General features: G+C 37.2%; 10 protein-coding genes. 3 read left to right on the top strand and 7 right to left on the bottom strand.

Annotated features, from left to right (window positions below; genetic code table 11):
* Position 1: 1 nt before the first annotated feature.
* From DZ858_RS05910 to DZ858_RS05895, 4 genes are all read right to left on the bottom strand, one after another.
* Positions 2–538, bottom strand: a complete 537-nt coding sequence (locus DZ858_RS05910) for a DUF3341 domain-containing protein (RefSeq protein ID WP_117158655.1) — start codon at positions 536–538, stop codon at positions 2–4.
* Positions 539–542: 4 nt separating this feature from the next.
* Complete coding sequence (gene nrfD, locus DZ858_RS05905; RefSeq protein WP_117158654.1) at positions 543–2,312, bottom strand: NrfD/PsrC family molybdoenzyme membrane anchor subunit; 1,770 nt, start codon at positions 2,310–2,312, stop codon at positions 543–545.
* Positions 2,313–2,338: 26 nt separating this feature from the next.
* Complete coding sequence (locus DZ858_RS05900; protein WP_117158653.1) at positions 2,339–5,422, bottom strand: TAT-variant-translocated molybdopterin oxidoreductase; 3,084 nt, start codon at positions 5,420–5,422, stop codon at positions 2,339–2,341.
* A gap of 74 nt (positions 5,423–5,496) precedes the next feature.
* A complete protein-coding gene (locus tag DZ858_RS05895) occupies positions 5,497–6,834 on the bottom strand; it encodes a c-type cytochrome (RefSeq protein WP_117158652.1) in 1,338 nt (445 codons plus the stop codon).
* 214 nt (positions 6,835–7,048) lie between these two features.
* Between DZ858_RS05895 and DZ858_RS05890 the strand changes: the two genes are divergently transcribed.
* The gene (locus DZ858_RS05890; RefSeq protein WP_117158651.1) at positions 7,049–7,444 is read left to right on the top strand and encodes an SPOR domain-containing protein; all 396 of its coding nucleotides are present in this window, start codon (positions 7,049–7,051) and stop codon (positions 7,442–7,444) included.
* 265 nt (positions 7,445–7,709) lie between these two features.
* Here DZ858_RS05890 and infB read toward each other — a convergent pair whose 3' ends face one another.
* From infB to rimP, 3 genes are read right to left on the bottom strand one after another with little or no spacing between them, the layout of a single operon-like run.
* Positions 7,710–10,496 (bottom strand): translation initiation factor IF-2, encoded by a 2,787-nt coding sequence (gene infB, locus DZ858_RS05885; RefSeq protein ID WP_117158650.1) that lies wholly within the window; start codon positions 10,494–10,496, stop codon positions 7,710–7,712.
* A 59-nt stretch (positions 10,497–10,555) separates the two neighbouring features.
* Complete coding sequence (gene nusA, locus DZ858_RS05880) at positions 10,556–11,788, bottom strand: transcription termination factor NusA (protein WP_117158649.1); 1,233 nt, start codon at positions 11,786–11,788, stop codon at positions 10,556–10,558.
* Between the two features lie 6 nt (positions 11,789–11,794).
* Positions 11,795–12,259 (bottom strand): ribosome assembly cofactor RimP, encoded by a 465-nt coding sequence (gene rimP / locus DZ858_RS05875; protein ID WP_117158648.1) that lies wholly within the window; start codon positions 12,257–12,259, stop codon positions 11,795–11,797.
* 163 nt (positions 12,260–12,422) lie between these two features.
* Between rimP and DZ858_RS05870 the strand changes: the two genes are divergently transcribed.
* Together DZ858_RS05870 and DZ858_RS05865 are read left to right on the top strand one after the other, a co-directional pair.
* The gene (locus tag DZ858_RS05870; protein ID WP_117159532.1) at positions 12,423–13,244 is read left to right on the top strand and encodes a universal stress protein; all 822 of its coding nucleotides are present in this window, start codon (positions 12,423–12,425) and stop codon (positions 13,242–13,244) included.
* Positions 13,244–13,825 (top strand): hypothetical protein, encoded by a 582-nt coding sequence (locus DZ858_RS05865; RefSeq protein WP_117158647.1) that lies wholly within the window; start codon positions 13,244–13,246, stop codon positions 13,823–13,825. Before DZ858_RS05870 ends, DZ858_RS05865 begins: the two co-directional genes overlap by 1 nt.

Here is a 13,825-nt window from a genome sequence, read left to right as displayed (position 1 = left end):
ATTAATGGTCTTCTTCATTTTCAATTAAACTAATCTCCATGGCTCCCGTATCATATAAAAACTTAGTAAGTTTCTTTACATCATGTGATCCTGCATCTATAGCCATTAAAAAATGGTCATCGGTAGTTCGAACATCAGGATTTTCAGCTTTTTTGAATGGCCATAATTTACTTCTCATATAAAAAGTGATTACCATTAAGTGAGCTGCAAAGAAAACAGTTAGTTCAAACATAATTGGCACAAAGGCTGGCATGTTTTCAATATAACTGAAACTTGGTTTACCACCTATATTTTGTGGCCAATCTTCAATCATAATGAAGTTCATCATTAAAACTGCTACTGTAAGTCCTACCAATCCATACATAAATGATGTTATGGCAATTCTTGTAGGAGCTAAGCCCATTACTTTATCTAGCCCGTGAACCGGAAAAGGAGTATATACCTCTTCAATATGATAATGCTCTGCACGTACCTGCTTAACAGCTTGCATTAACAGGTCGTCATCGTTGTAAATAGCGTGAATTGTTTTCGATGCCATCTTACTAATTGTTTTTAAGTTTTGTTGCCTGGCCTGCCCAGTCATCACGTTTTGCTCTTCCAGGGAATTCGTCTATAATAGTATCAAGAAGGTCATACTCTCTATCGGTCATTTTACTTACTTGATTAAATGTATAGATACCTATTTGGTGTAACTTTTGTTCCATTACAGGACCAACTCCACTTATCTTTTTTAGATCGTCTTGGGTTTCAGTTTCAGGATCAAAACGTCCAATTCCATCTAAAAGATCCTCTATTTTTTCACGTTCTACATCATTTTCAGCAATTTTACCAGCATGTACAGTATCTGTTGCTGTTTCTTCCGTGCTTTTTAGAAATTCATTATTAGCAGCAGGCGCTACCGCAGCGTCGTAATGTTTTACATCATCGCCGTGTTCAGCTCTAAGCTTTTTATACTTTTCACCTGAAGACTTCAAGATAGATTTTACCTCTGCTTGAGCAATTACAGGAAATGTTCTTGCATATAATAAGAATAATACAAAGAAGAATCCTATTGTCCCAATAAAGATACCTATATCAACAAACGTTGGTTGAAACATTGTCCAAGATGATGGTAGATAATCTCTATGAAGTGATGTTACAATAATAACAAAACGCTCAAACCACATACCTATGTTTACTACAATCGAAATAAAGAAAGAGAACATAATACTTGTACGCAATTTTTTAAACCACATAAACTGCGGGGAGAACACATTACAAGTCATCATAGCCCAATATGCCCACCAGTAAGGTCCCGTTGCACGGTTAAGGAAAGCGTACTGTTCGTACTCTACTCCTGAGTACCAAGCGATAAATAGCTCAGTAATATATGCCACCCCAACAATAGAACCTGTAATCATAATTACTATGTTCATCAATTCGATATGCTGAATGGTAATATAATTTTCAAGATTAGACACTTTACGCATAATGATAAGAAGTGTATTTACCATTGCAAATCCTGAGAAAATTGCTCCTGCCACAAAATAAGGAGGGAAAATGGTAGTGTGCCATCCTGGTATTACCGATGTAGCAAAGTCAAAAGATACAATGGTGTGTACCGAAAGTACAAGTGGTGTTGCCAATCCGGCTAATACTAATGAAACTTCTTCAAAACGTTGCCAGTCTTTTGCACGACCACTCCATCCAAATGATAGGATGCTATAAATTCTTTTTGTAAAAGGTGTAATTGCTCTATCACGAATCATTGCAAAATCTGGAAGTAAACCTGTCCACCAGAAAACTAACGACACTGATAGGTAGGTTGAAATTGCAAATACATCCCAAAGTAATGGCGAATTAAAATTTACCCATAACGAACCAAACTGGTTTGGTATAGGTAACACCCAGTACCCTAACCAAGGTCGCCCCATGTGGATAATAGGAAACAATCCCGCCTGTATCACAGAGAAAATCGTCATTGCTTCTGCAGAACGGTTAATTGCCATCCTCCACTTTTGGCGGAACAATAAAAGTACCGCAGAAATAAGAGTTCCTGCGTGACCGATACCTACCCACCAAACAAAATTGGTAATATCCCAGGCCCAGCCTACTGTTTTATTCAATCCCCATACACCAATACCGGTGGATACTGTATATATTATACAACCTAGCCCCCATAAAAATGCTATTAGGGAAATTGTAAAAACAATCCACCACGATTTATTGGCTTTTCCTTCTACAGGAGCAGCAACATCCACAGTTACATCGTGGTAGTTTTTATCTCCTACAATTAAGGGTCTTCTAATAGGTGCTTCGTAATGCGACGCCATATCTTTACTACTGTTACTTAGTTAGTTTAAACTTCTTCTGTATTTCTTATTTTAGTCTTGTAGAACACATTTGGTTCAGTTCCTACATATTCTAATAAGTGATACATTCTTTTATCTTTTTTCTCTTTATATACTTCACTATCGTGATCGTTAATATCTCCAAATACCATCGCACCAGTTCCACAAGCTGCAGAACAAGCAGTTTGGAATTCAACATCTTTAACAGGACGTCCATCACGTTTCGCATCAAGAATTGTTTTTTGTGTTTTCTGAATACACATAGAACATTTTTCCATAACCCCTCTTGAACGTACCACTACATCTGGGTTTAACACCATACGACCAAGATCATTGTTCATGTGGTAGTCAAACTCATCATTTTCATTATACAAGAACCAATTGAAACGACGTACTTTATAAGGACAGTTGTTTGCACAATACCTCGTACCCACACAACGGTTGTATGCCATATGGTTTTGACCTTGTCTTCCGTGAGAAGTTGCCGCTACCGGACAAACTGTTTCACATGGAGCGTGATTACAGTGTTGACACATTACCGGTTGAAAAGCCACTTGTGGGTTTGCAGATGGATCTTCTAATTCTCCAAAACCACCTAACGAACCATTATCTCCAAATAAACCAGAGAATCCTTCTTTTTTATCTTGATCAACTTCTAATGATTCTTCTGCTGAATAGTATCTATCAATACGCAACCAGTGCATATCGCGACTTCTTCTAACTTCAGATTTACCTACAACAGGAACGTTGTTTTCAGCGTGACATGCTATAACACAAGCCCCACAACCTGTACAGGCATTTAAGTCTATAGAAAGATTGAAATGATGACCTACTGAACGGTCAAAGCTTTCCCAAAGATCTGCATCTGGTGAGGTCACTGGAATCTCTTGATGATCTTTAGATACTTTAGGTACCGCATTCCACTCTTCAACGTTTTTCGTATTAAATATTTCAAGAGTTGTTTCGCGAATAATATCACGACCCATCATAGTATTATGCAATTGAACACAAGCAAATTCGTGAACACCCCCTACTTTTTCTAAGGTAACGTTTTGTACTGAAGAGAAATCTTTATATAGCGGGAAGGCGTTTACACCTGTTTGCATTTCTTCTTGAATAGCAGCAGTTTTTCCGTATCCGAATGCTAAACCAACAGATCCTTTAGCCTGTCCAGGCTGAACAAGAACAGGAACTTTATTTACCACAACACCATCCATCTTCACATTAACGTACCCGCCGTTTAATGCACCGTTTGCTACGTTTTCATTCTCAACACCTAATTCTTTAGCATCGGCTGCCGAAATAGTTAAATAGTTATCCCAAGATGTACGAGTGATAGGGTCTGGCATTTCCTGCAACCATGGGTTGTTAGCTTGCTGACCATCACCTAAAGCAGTTTTACTATATAATGTTAACTCATATCCATCTCCATTTTGAGCTGAAGCAGCTAATGCTCCATTATTAGTACTGCTTTCTAAAGTCATATTAGCTTCGTCTGCAGTTGCATCTTCCATAGAAACTTCAACACTGCTTTCAACAAAACCATCGTGAAGCGCTTGATTCCAAGAACCACCGGCTAACACGGAAGAAGTCCAAGTTTCTTTTATATAATCGTAATAATTTTTTGTATTTCCGGTCCATTTCAACAAGCAATCTTGAAATTGCCTAGTATTAAACAACGGACGAATAGTTGGTTGCATTAAGCTGAAACTTCCTTTTTTCATCTGTACATCTCCCCAAGATTCTAAATAATGTGGAGTTGCAGCAACCATTTGTGCTAAAGAAGCTGTAGCATCTTCTTTCATAGAAAACGCAAGACTCATATCTAGTTTTTGATACGCTTCTTTAAATGCTTTATTATTTGGGAATGAATACACAGGGTCTACTCCTACTGTAATCAATCCTTTTACACTTCCTGAAATAACGCCATCTAATACGCGCATTACTTCAGCAGTATTTCCTTTACGAGTCATTTTTGGCTTTGCAGTATCCATTACCACACTACCCTTAGATTCGTTAAAGTCTAATACCATTTTCTGAGCAGCAACATTAGGCAATCCTGTTACAAGAACACCTTTGCTACCTGCTTTATTTAATTGTGCTTTTGCTTTAGAAACAGCATCAGCTATGTTTTCTGGTAAACCAGAAGCACTTCCACCTGTTAAGGCTTTTAAAATTTGAAGCTGTTGAGAAGGAGTTACTGGCACACGTTTATCTGCGTTTGCACCAGAAAGACTCATATTAGATTCAAACTGGACGTGGCGAGACATTTTCCCGTTCTTAGGTACACGCCCTTTAGCATAACTACCTTCATAGCCTCCACCTTGCCAATCTCCTATGAAATCAGCTCCAACGGAAACAATTACTTCGGCTTTAGAGAAGTCATAATCTGCTAGGGCACGAGCGCCATATTTAGCTTGAAAAGCATCTAGTGCTTCAGAAGAAGACACTGTATCGTACACTACGTGACGCACATTTGGATACTTTGCAGTAAACTCTTTTATAAGTTTTGAAGTTGATGGACTAGCAAAGGTTTGTGTAAGCAACACAACGTCCTTTCCACCCATTTCATTCATTTTTTGAGCCATTTTGGCGTCGAAATCACTCCAAGATACTTCACTTCCATTAACCGAAGGAGCTTGCAAGCGATTGTTGTCATAAAGAGACAAAACAGAAGCATGCACTCGGGCATTTACGCCATCACCGTATTTTGAAAGATCATTTCGCTCTATCTTAATAGGACGACCTTCTCTTGTTTTTACTAACACATTAGCAAAGTCAAACCCATCTGCAATTGTAGTAGCATAGAAATTTGCTACCCCAGGAACTATTTCATCCGGTGCCACTACATAAGGGATTGATTTTACAACTGGCCCTTCACAGGCTGCAAGTGAAGCAGCTGCTGTGGTGAAACCAACGTACTTTAAGAAATCACGACGTGTTGTTGAAGAAGCTTCTAATGTTTCTTTATCGCCTAAAAAGTCATCTGTAGGAATTTCTGTTACAAATTCATTTTCTTGCAACGTCTTAACAACAGAACTATCTTCATTAAGCTCCTCAACACTTTTCCAGTATTTCTTGTTTGATGCCATTTATTTTTATTTAATTTAATAATCGTTTATTCAAAATATTTTTTGAAAGTACGATTTCTTTAATCATTTTAAGTTTAGTAGTGACATTTACCACATTCAAGGCCACCCATTTGTGCAGCAGTCACTTTTTCAACGCCGTATTTTTTAGCAAGTTCCTCATGAATTTTTTCATAATATTCGTTGCCTTCCATACGCACATTGGTTTCACGGTGACAATTAATACACCATCCCATTGTTAATGGAGAATGTTGTTCCATTATTTCAAATTCCTCTACAGGACCGTGACATTCTTGACACGCTATCCCAGCCACAGTTACGTGCTGTGAATGGTTAAAGTATGCAAAATCTGGTAAATTATGAATACGAACCCACTTAACCGGCTTTTCTTCACCCGTGTAAGCCTGTTCATCTACATTCCAACCTACTGCATCGTATAATTTTTGAATTTCAGCGTCATAGAACTCTTTTGAGTATTCTTCAGTAGCAGTTTCGGGAGCTACCTCAGCAATGTTCTTATGACAGTTCATACAAACATTTAATGAAGGAATACCTGATGTTTTACTTTTTCTTGCCGAAGAGTGACAGAAGTTACAATCTACTTGATTATCACCCGCATGTATTTTGTGTGAAAAATGAATAGGCTGGACAGGAGCGTAACCTTGATCTACACCCACCTGCATCATAAAACCGTACATAAAATATCCCGCTGTCAATAATAAGAAAACAGAGGTTACTAATACCAAAAATTGATTTTGAACAAAAGCTTTCCAAATTGGAGTGCGAGCTTCTTTTTCTGGGTATTCAACGCCATTGGCCGCAGCAATCTTTTTAAGTGTATTTGTTACTAAGAACAACATTACAACTAACAACAAAAACACTAAAGCAAGAGCGCCTAACACAATATTATTGGAAACACCACTTCCTCCTTCGCCACCGCCACCGTTTGCAGGTGTTTGAGCAACAGTTGGCTCAGGTTTTGGTGCGCTAGTATACGCTAATATATTATCTATGTCACCATTACTCAACTGCGGAAAGGCAGTCATAACAGAATTATTGTTTTCTTCAAATAATTTTACAGCTTGAGGATCTCCAGACTTAATCATTGCCTGACTATCCTTTATCCATTCGTACAACCAATCACGATCATATTTATCAGCCACACCACGAAGAGCAGGCCCTGTCGCTTTACGATCAAGTTTATGACAAGCGGCACAGTTGGCCTTAAACAAATTTTCCCCGGCGGCCACATCACCACCAGACCCTTCGGCCGGAGCAGTTTCAGTAGACGCAGTTGCTGTTGTATCAGCAGCAGATTCATCTTGCGCTAAAACGGTAGTGGAAACTGTTAGCAATAGAGCCAACAAGAGAAATGACAAACAGGAGGATAGATTTCGGTAATTCACCTTTTTCATACTGACAGTTAATTATTGTCCATAAGTTTGGTACGTAATTAGTTACTAAAATTAGTGTTTTAACGTACCTCAAATAACGGCACAAAAATACATTATAAAGTCGATTTTAGAAATCCAAACAAAGTGTTAACAACTAATTTATACTTGTTCTAAATAATATTGGAGTCGGTTTTATAGTTATTATCAAGTACATTTGCACTATATAAATTAAATTATGAAAACAGCCTATATTTATAAATTGGTTATTGCCAGTATTTTATTTACTTTTTTTTCACAGTCCACGCTAGCACAACAAGGAAAAGTAACCATTGATCAAGACCAGAAAATCACGAAATTGTTGGAATTAAAAAAAAGCTTGGAAAAAGACAACAAGCTATCCAACGGATATACCATACAGTTGTACTATGGTGAACTTACAAAAGCCAACACATTCATAAAAAAATATCGTGGTCTCTACGGAACTTGGCCTGCCTCTATTGAATATGAAACACCTAACTATAAAGTTTGGGTTGGTAGTTTTAACGATCGTTTAGACGCCGATAGAGCACTGATTGAAATTCAAAAAGGATTTCCTTCCGCTTTTATTTTAAAACCACAGAATAGAGGCTAAAATAGCATCAAGCCACAAAAAATTGAACCACTATTAATTTGAATTGAAAACACATAGATTTTTAAGTAATTTAGAAGTTATAAATTGCTACTACGTTATCGGGTTATTTAATCTGAAATATACTTATAATTCAATTTGTTGCAGCTAAGAACTGTTCTTGTAATACGCCTATTAAAACTAGAGAAGCTACACTAAAGATTAAAACAAAAAAAAACGACCTCAATATGAGGTCGTTTTTTATATATAAGTTTGAAGTTTACTAAAACTACTTAAGTTTCTTTTTAACCGCAACTTCTTGGAAGGCTTCAATTACATCACCTTCTTTTATATCGTTGTAGTTTTTAACCTGAATACCACAATCGTATCCTTTAGCTACTTCCTTAACATCGTCCTTAAATCGTTTAAGGGATGCTAGTTCACCCGTATAAACAACTACACCTTCCCGAATTAAACGGATACCCGAGTTACGATATATTTTCCCGCTTGTTACCATACAACCAGCAATCGTTCCGATTTTCGAGATTTTAAAGGTTTCTCTTATTTCAGCATTACCTGTGATTTCCTCTTTTATTTCAGGGGAAAGCATACCTTCCATCGCATCTTTAAGATCGTTGATGGCTGCATAGATAATAGAATACATTCTGATATCGATTTCTTCTTTATCAGCTATTTGGCGTGCATTACCCATTGGGCGTACATTAAATCCAATTATAATAGCATCTGAAGCCGAAGCTAACAGCACATCACTTTCGGTAATGGCACCAACTCCTTTATGGATGATATTAACTTGTATTTCTTCCGTAGAGAGTTTCTGGAAGGAGTCTGTCAATGCTTCAACCGAACCATCTACATCACCCTTAAGGATAATGTTAAGCTCTTTAAAGTCGCCTAATGCAATTCTTCTTCCAATTTCATCAAGTGTAATGTGACGCTGAGTCCTTACAGATTGTTCACGTTGTAATTGAGTACGTTTATTTGCAATATCTTTAGCTTCACGCTCGTCTTCAAACACATTAAACTTATCACCTGCTTGTGGCGCTCCGTCCAATCCTAAAATAGAGACTGGCGTTGAAGGCCCTGCTTCTTTAACATTATTACCCCGTTCATCTTGCATCGCTTTAATTTTACCGCTATGCTGACCGGCCAATACGTAGTCTCCAATTTTTAAAGTTCCGCCTTGTACTAAGATTGTGGAAATATAACCACGCCCTTTATCTAAATAGGCTTCAACAACAGTACCGTTTGCTTTTTTATTTGGGTTAGCTTTAAGCTCTAATAATTCGGCTTCTAGTAATACTTTTTCCAACAACTCAGGAACACCTTGTCCCGTTTTTGCCGAAATATCTTGTGATTGTATTTTTCCACCCCAGTCTTCAACTAAGAGGTTCATACCTGCTAATCCTTCTTTAATTTTTTCTGGGTTAGATACAGGTCTATCAATTTTATTAATAGCAAATATAATAGGTACTCCAGCAGCTTGCGCGTGACTAATTGCCTCTTTGGTTTGTGGCATAATATCATCATCTGCCGCAATTACAATAATTGCAAGGTCGGTAACTTGAGCACCCCTAGCACGCATCGCGGTAAACGCTTCGTGTCCCGGTGTATCAAGGAATGATATTTTCTGACCATCTTCCAGTTGTACGGCATACGCACCAATGTGCTGTGTAATACCACCAGACTCTCCTGCAATTACATTTTCTTTACGTACGTAATCCAATAACGATGTTTTACCGTGGTCAACGTGACCCATTACTGTAACAATTGGAGCTCTTGCCTCTAAATCTTCAGGTGCATCTACCTCTTCTTGAACGCTTTCTTCTATATCAGCAGTTACAAATTCCACTTCGTAGTCAAATTCTTCTGCAACAATGGTAAGGGTTTCTGCATCTAAACGTTGATTCATAGTTACCATCATACCAAGAGACATACAAGTCGATATAATCTTGGTTACCGGAACATTCATCATCGTAGCAACTTCACTTACAGTTACAAACTCGGTAACTTTAAGTAATTTGCTGTCTGCTTCTTGCTGTGCTAGATCGTCTTCCGTTTTTTGACGGTGGGTATCTCTTTTATCCCTACGATACTTAGCTCCTTTTCCTTTTGAAGATTTTCCTTGAAGTTTTTCAAGGGTTTCTCTTACTTGTTTTTGGATTTCCTCCTCAGTAGGCTCTTCTTTAGGCGCATTAGATCTGCCTTTTCCGCGACCTCTGTTATCTTTATAATTACCACCTTTATTAGGAGCTTTTTTACTTATACGACGTCTTCGGCTTCTTTTGCCTTTTTTGTCGTCCTCTTTCTTTTCCTTCTTTTTCTTTTCAGGCTTCTTAAACTTAGAAAGGTCTATTTTTTCACCTGTAAAGTTAGGACCGTCAAGCTTTTTATAATTAGTTTGAACAGAGCCAGAATCTTTCTCTTCTTCTTTCTCTATTTTTTCAGCTTTAGGCTCCTCTTTTTTAGGTTCCTCTTTAGGTTTTTTAGCTTCAGGCTTTTCTTCTTTAGCTTTTGGCTCTTCCTTTTTAGGAGTTTCTTTTTTAAGGGATTCCTTATTAGTGGATTCCTTTTTAGTGGCTTCCTTTTTAGAAGTATCCTTCTTAGTTTCAGGTTTTGCCTCTACAACTTTTTCCGCTGCCTTTTCTTCTACTTTCTCTTCCGTTTTCTTAGCAGGTTCGGTTTTTTCTTTGGCTTTCTTTTTATCAGCATCTAAGTCAATTTTCCCTACTTGCTTAGGGCCATCAAGCTTGGCTTCAGCTTTTACGACTTTTTTGGCTTCCTTCTTTTGCTTTTCTTCCTGTTCGCGTTCCCGTTCCAAACGAAGTTCTTCTTTCTCTTTGCGTTTTTCCTCTCCAACTTCTTTCGACTCCATCTTCTTGCTCTTGTCGGTTTGGAACTCGTCAAAAAGCACTTCGTATTCTTCATCTGAGATTTTCGTGGTAGGACGTGCGTCCACCTCGTAGCCTTTAGAACCTAAAAATTCTACGGCACGATCCAGCGAGATGTTGAATTCGCGTAATACTTTGTTTAGCCTTTTCGATTTTACTTCAGCCATATAAATGCTTTCTCCTTTTTTTTTCTTATAAATATTTGTAAAAGTAGGTAAAGTTACAACTACTCTTCAAATTCTTCTTTTAAAATGTTAATAACGTGCTTAACAGTTTCCTCTTCAAGATCGGTTCTTTTAATCAAATCGGCCATGTCATATTCAAGAACACTCTTGGCTGTATCCAGACCAATTTTTTGAAATTCTTTAATAATCCAATCTTCGATTTCGTCGGAAAATTCACGTAATTCTACATCTTCTTCTGCGCCTTCACGCAATACATCAATTTCATATCCAGTTAGTTGTCCAGCCAATCTAATGTTGTGACCGCCACGACCAATAGCTTTTGAAACTTCTTCTGGGCGCAATAAAACTTCTGCGCGTTTAGTTTCTTCATCTATCTTGATTGAGGTCACTTTTGCAGGACTCAATGCTCTTGTGATAAACAAATTAAGGTTATTGGTGTAATTTATTACATCAATATTTTCATTACCCAATTCACGAACTATACCATGAATACGAGATCCTTTCATCCCTACACAAGCTCCTACAGGGTCAATACGATCATCGTACGAATCTACAGCAACTTTTGCTTTTTCACCTGGTATTCTTACAACTTTTTGAACATTTATTAACCCATCAAACACTTCAGGGATTTCTTGTTCAAATAGTTTTTCGAGGAATATAGGGCTTGCACGCGACATGATAATAACCGGCTTGTTTCCTTTAAGCTCAACACTTTCAATAATTCCTCGGACATTGTCTCCTTTTCTGAAGAAATCTGAAGGAATTTGCCTGTCTTTCGGCATAATGATTTCGTTACCTTCATCATCAAGCAAAATTACTGCACGGTGACGAATATGATGTACCTCGGCGGTGTAAATATCACCTTCTAACTCTTTAAACTGCTTGTAAATGTTTGTATTATCGTGTTCGTGTATTTTTGAGATTAAATTTTGACGTAGCGCTAAAATAGAGCGGCGTCCTAAATCTATTAATTTTACTTCTTCTGAAACATCTTCCCCAATTTCAAAATCGGGTTCAATTTTTTGTGCTTCAGAAAGTGATATTTCTTCATTACTATCTTCAACTTCGCCATCTGCAACCACAATTCGGTTACGCCAAATTTCTAAATCACCTTTATCAGGGTTTATAATTATATCAAAATTATCATCACTTCCGTATTTTTTCTTCAAAGCGTTTCTAAAAACGTCTTCCAGTATCGCCATAAGCGTTACCCTATCAATGAGCTTATCGTCTTTAAATTCCGAAAAAGAATCGATTAACGCTAAATTTTCCATGTCATTCTAATTAAATGTTATCATCACTTTTGCTTCAACAATATCGTTATAGGGCACAACTGCTTCTTTTTTAACAGTGTGCTTCCCCTTACCAATTGGCTTGGGTTCGCGGGTTTTCCATTTTAAAGTAACCTCCTGTTCTGTGGCTTCGGTTAACTCTCCTTCTATGGATTCTCCAGATTCGGTTTTAACTTGTAATTTTCTTCCAATATTCTTTTTGTATTGGCGAGGCGCCTGTAGAGGTTGTGAAACCCCTGCCGACATAACCTCCAAAGAAAAATCAGTTTCCTCTCTATCTAGATTATGCTCAATAGCGCGACTTACAGCAATACAATCTTCAACAGTAACACCGTTGTCACCATCTATGGTTATCCTAATCTGATTAGCTTCAGTAATAGTAAAGTCAATTAAAAACAACGATTTGTTGTCTTCAAGGGCTTTTTCCAATAATTGTAATACCTCTTCACGCATAAATTTAAGCTATAAAAAGAGGGGACTTTCTTGTCCCCTCAGCTAGTTGCTTATCTAATTCGCTGCAAATATAATACAAATTTTAATATTATAAAAATGAGTAGCTACCAATTTATTTTTGTATTTTAATGGTACGAAAAAACACCTTCCAAAAACCACGCCTATGAAACGGATTTTAGTACCCACCGACTTCTCACCTCAAGCAGAAAACGCACTGAAAGTAGCCGTACAAATGGCAGAAAAACACGACAGTGAAATTTATTTATTTCACACTGTAGAACTGCCAAGCCATCTTGCAACTACAGCTAATACCAGCGCACTACCAGAATCCATTTATTTTATAAAACTAACCGAAAAACGGTTTGCAGACATTATGAAACGTCCTTATATAGAGAACGTGAACATAAGCCAAACTATTGGTCACGGCGAAATCTATGAAGATATTCTAAATGCAGTTAAAGAAAGAGACATAGATCTTATCATAATGGGCTCACACGGTGCTAGTGGGTTTAAAGAAATGTTTATAGGTAGCAATACCGAAAAAGTAGTCCGGACTTCAAAAATTCCTGTTTTAGTAATTAAAAATGAACACGAAAAATTTGAGGTAAACGATTTTGTTTTTGCAACCGACTTTTCTGAAGAATGCCGTACGCCGTTCAGCAAAGCTCAAAAATTTGCAGATACCTTGGGTGCGAAAATGCACTTACTATACGTAAACACACCTAGCGGCTTTAAAACTTCCAGCGAAGCTCATAAAATAATGAACAATTTTATTAAAGGAATGGGCGCCGAAAATTACACCTTGAACGTTTATAATGAGACCGCTGTAGAAAAAGGTATTTTAAATTTTACCAAGGAAAACAAGTATCAATTAATTGGAATGAGTACACACGGTCGAAAGGGCTTATCACACTTTTTTAATGGTAGTATTAGTGAAGACTTGGTGAACCACGCTAATATGCCGGTTGTAACATTCAAAATTTAATGAAATATATTGTTATTTCACTCATCTTTATTTTTGTAAGCTGTGGTACTCCTAACAAAAAAGAAAAGAGTATTATAGAAGATGAGCCATCTAAAAAAGAGGTTATAGCTATTGAACCCGTTATACCGGATGGCGCTGTAACTGCAGATTTTAACGGTAATCGCACACCATTTTATAGTTATGTTCAAAAAATAGATACCACAAAAGCTTTAACAACTATAGCTTTTGAAAATGATCAATATCCAGTTATCGAAATACCAAAAACGTATGGTGTTTTGTTAGACTCTCTAAAAATGAAAGGGGTTGACAGGGACTTATTATTAGCAACTGTAAAATTAAAAGACACTAGTTTCAACAAATACTTTCTTTATAAATTACAAAACGACCAATGGAAACCAGTGGTCAATGGTTTTGCCATTCATAAAAGTAATCGCCCCGACACCTTACGGCCAATTGTTATAGACCCAAAAGATTCTACAAAAGTAATCCGGTATTATTCTGTTTTCGATATGGATAAAAGTTCTGAAACAGGTTATACTTGGAAGTTACTTACAGAAACTATTCCTATAGAAGAAGAATAA

This window comes from Marixanthomonas ophiurae (genome assembly GCF_003413745.1).
Classification (GTDB): domain Bacteria; phylum Bacteroidota; class Bacteroidia; order Flavobacteriales; family Flavobacteriaceae; genus Marixanthomonas; species Marixanthomonas ophiurae.
The sequence above is the reverse complement of the archived record's forward strand: the minus strand, read 5'-3'. Positions and strand labels throughout refer to the sequence as shown.

Bases quoted from the DNA above. Each gene is read 5' to 3' on its own strand.
- DZ858_RS05870 (WP_117159532.1), top strand. From the start codon at position 12,423: ATGAAACGGATTTTAGTACCCACCGACTTCTCACCTCAAGCAGAAAAC.
- infB (WP_117158650.1), bottom strand. From the start codon at position 10,496: ATGGCTGAAGTAAAATCGAAAAGGCTAAACAAAGTATTACGCGAATTC.
- DZ858_RS05865 (WP_117158647.1), top strand. From the start codon at position 13,244: ATGAAATATATTGTTATTTCACTCATCTTTATTTTTGTAAGCTGTGGT.
- nusA (WP_117158649.1), bottom strand. From the start codon at position 11,788: ATGGAAAATTTAGCGTTAATCGATTCTTTTTCGGAATTTAAAGACGAT.
- DZ858_RS05890 (WP_117158651.1), top strand. From the start codon at position 7,049: ATGAAAACAGCCTATATTTATAAATTGGTTATTGCCAGTATTTTATTT.
- DZ858_RS05900 (WP_117158653.1), bottom strand. From the start codon at position 5,422: ATGGCATCAAACAAGAAATACTGGAAAAGTGTTGAGGAGCTTAATGAA.
- rimP (WP_117158648.1), bottom strand. From the start codon at position 12,259: ATGCGTGAAGAGGTATTACAATTATTGGAAAAAGCCCTTGAAGACAAC.
- DZ858_RS05910 (WP_117158655.1), bottom strand. From the start codon at position 538: ATGGCATCGAAAACAATTCACGCTATTTACAACGATGACGACCTGTTA.
- DZ858_RS05895 (WP_117158652.1), bottom strand. From the start codon at position 6,834: ATGAAAAAGGTGAATTACCGAAATCTATCCTCCTGTTTGTCATTTCTC.
- nrfD (WP_117158654.1), bottom strand. From the start codon at position 2,312: ATGGCGTCGCATTACGAAGCACCTATTAGAAGACCCTTAATTGTAGGA.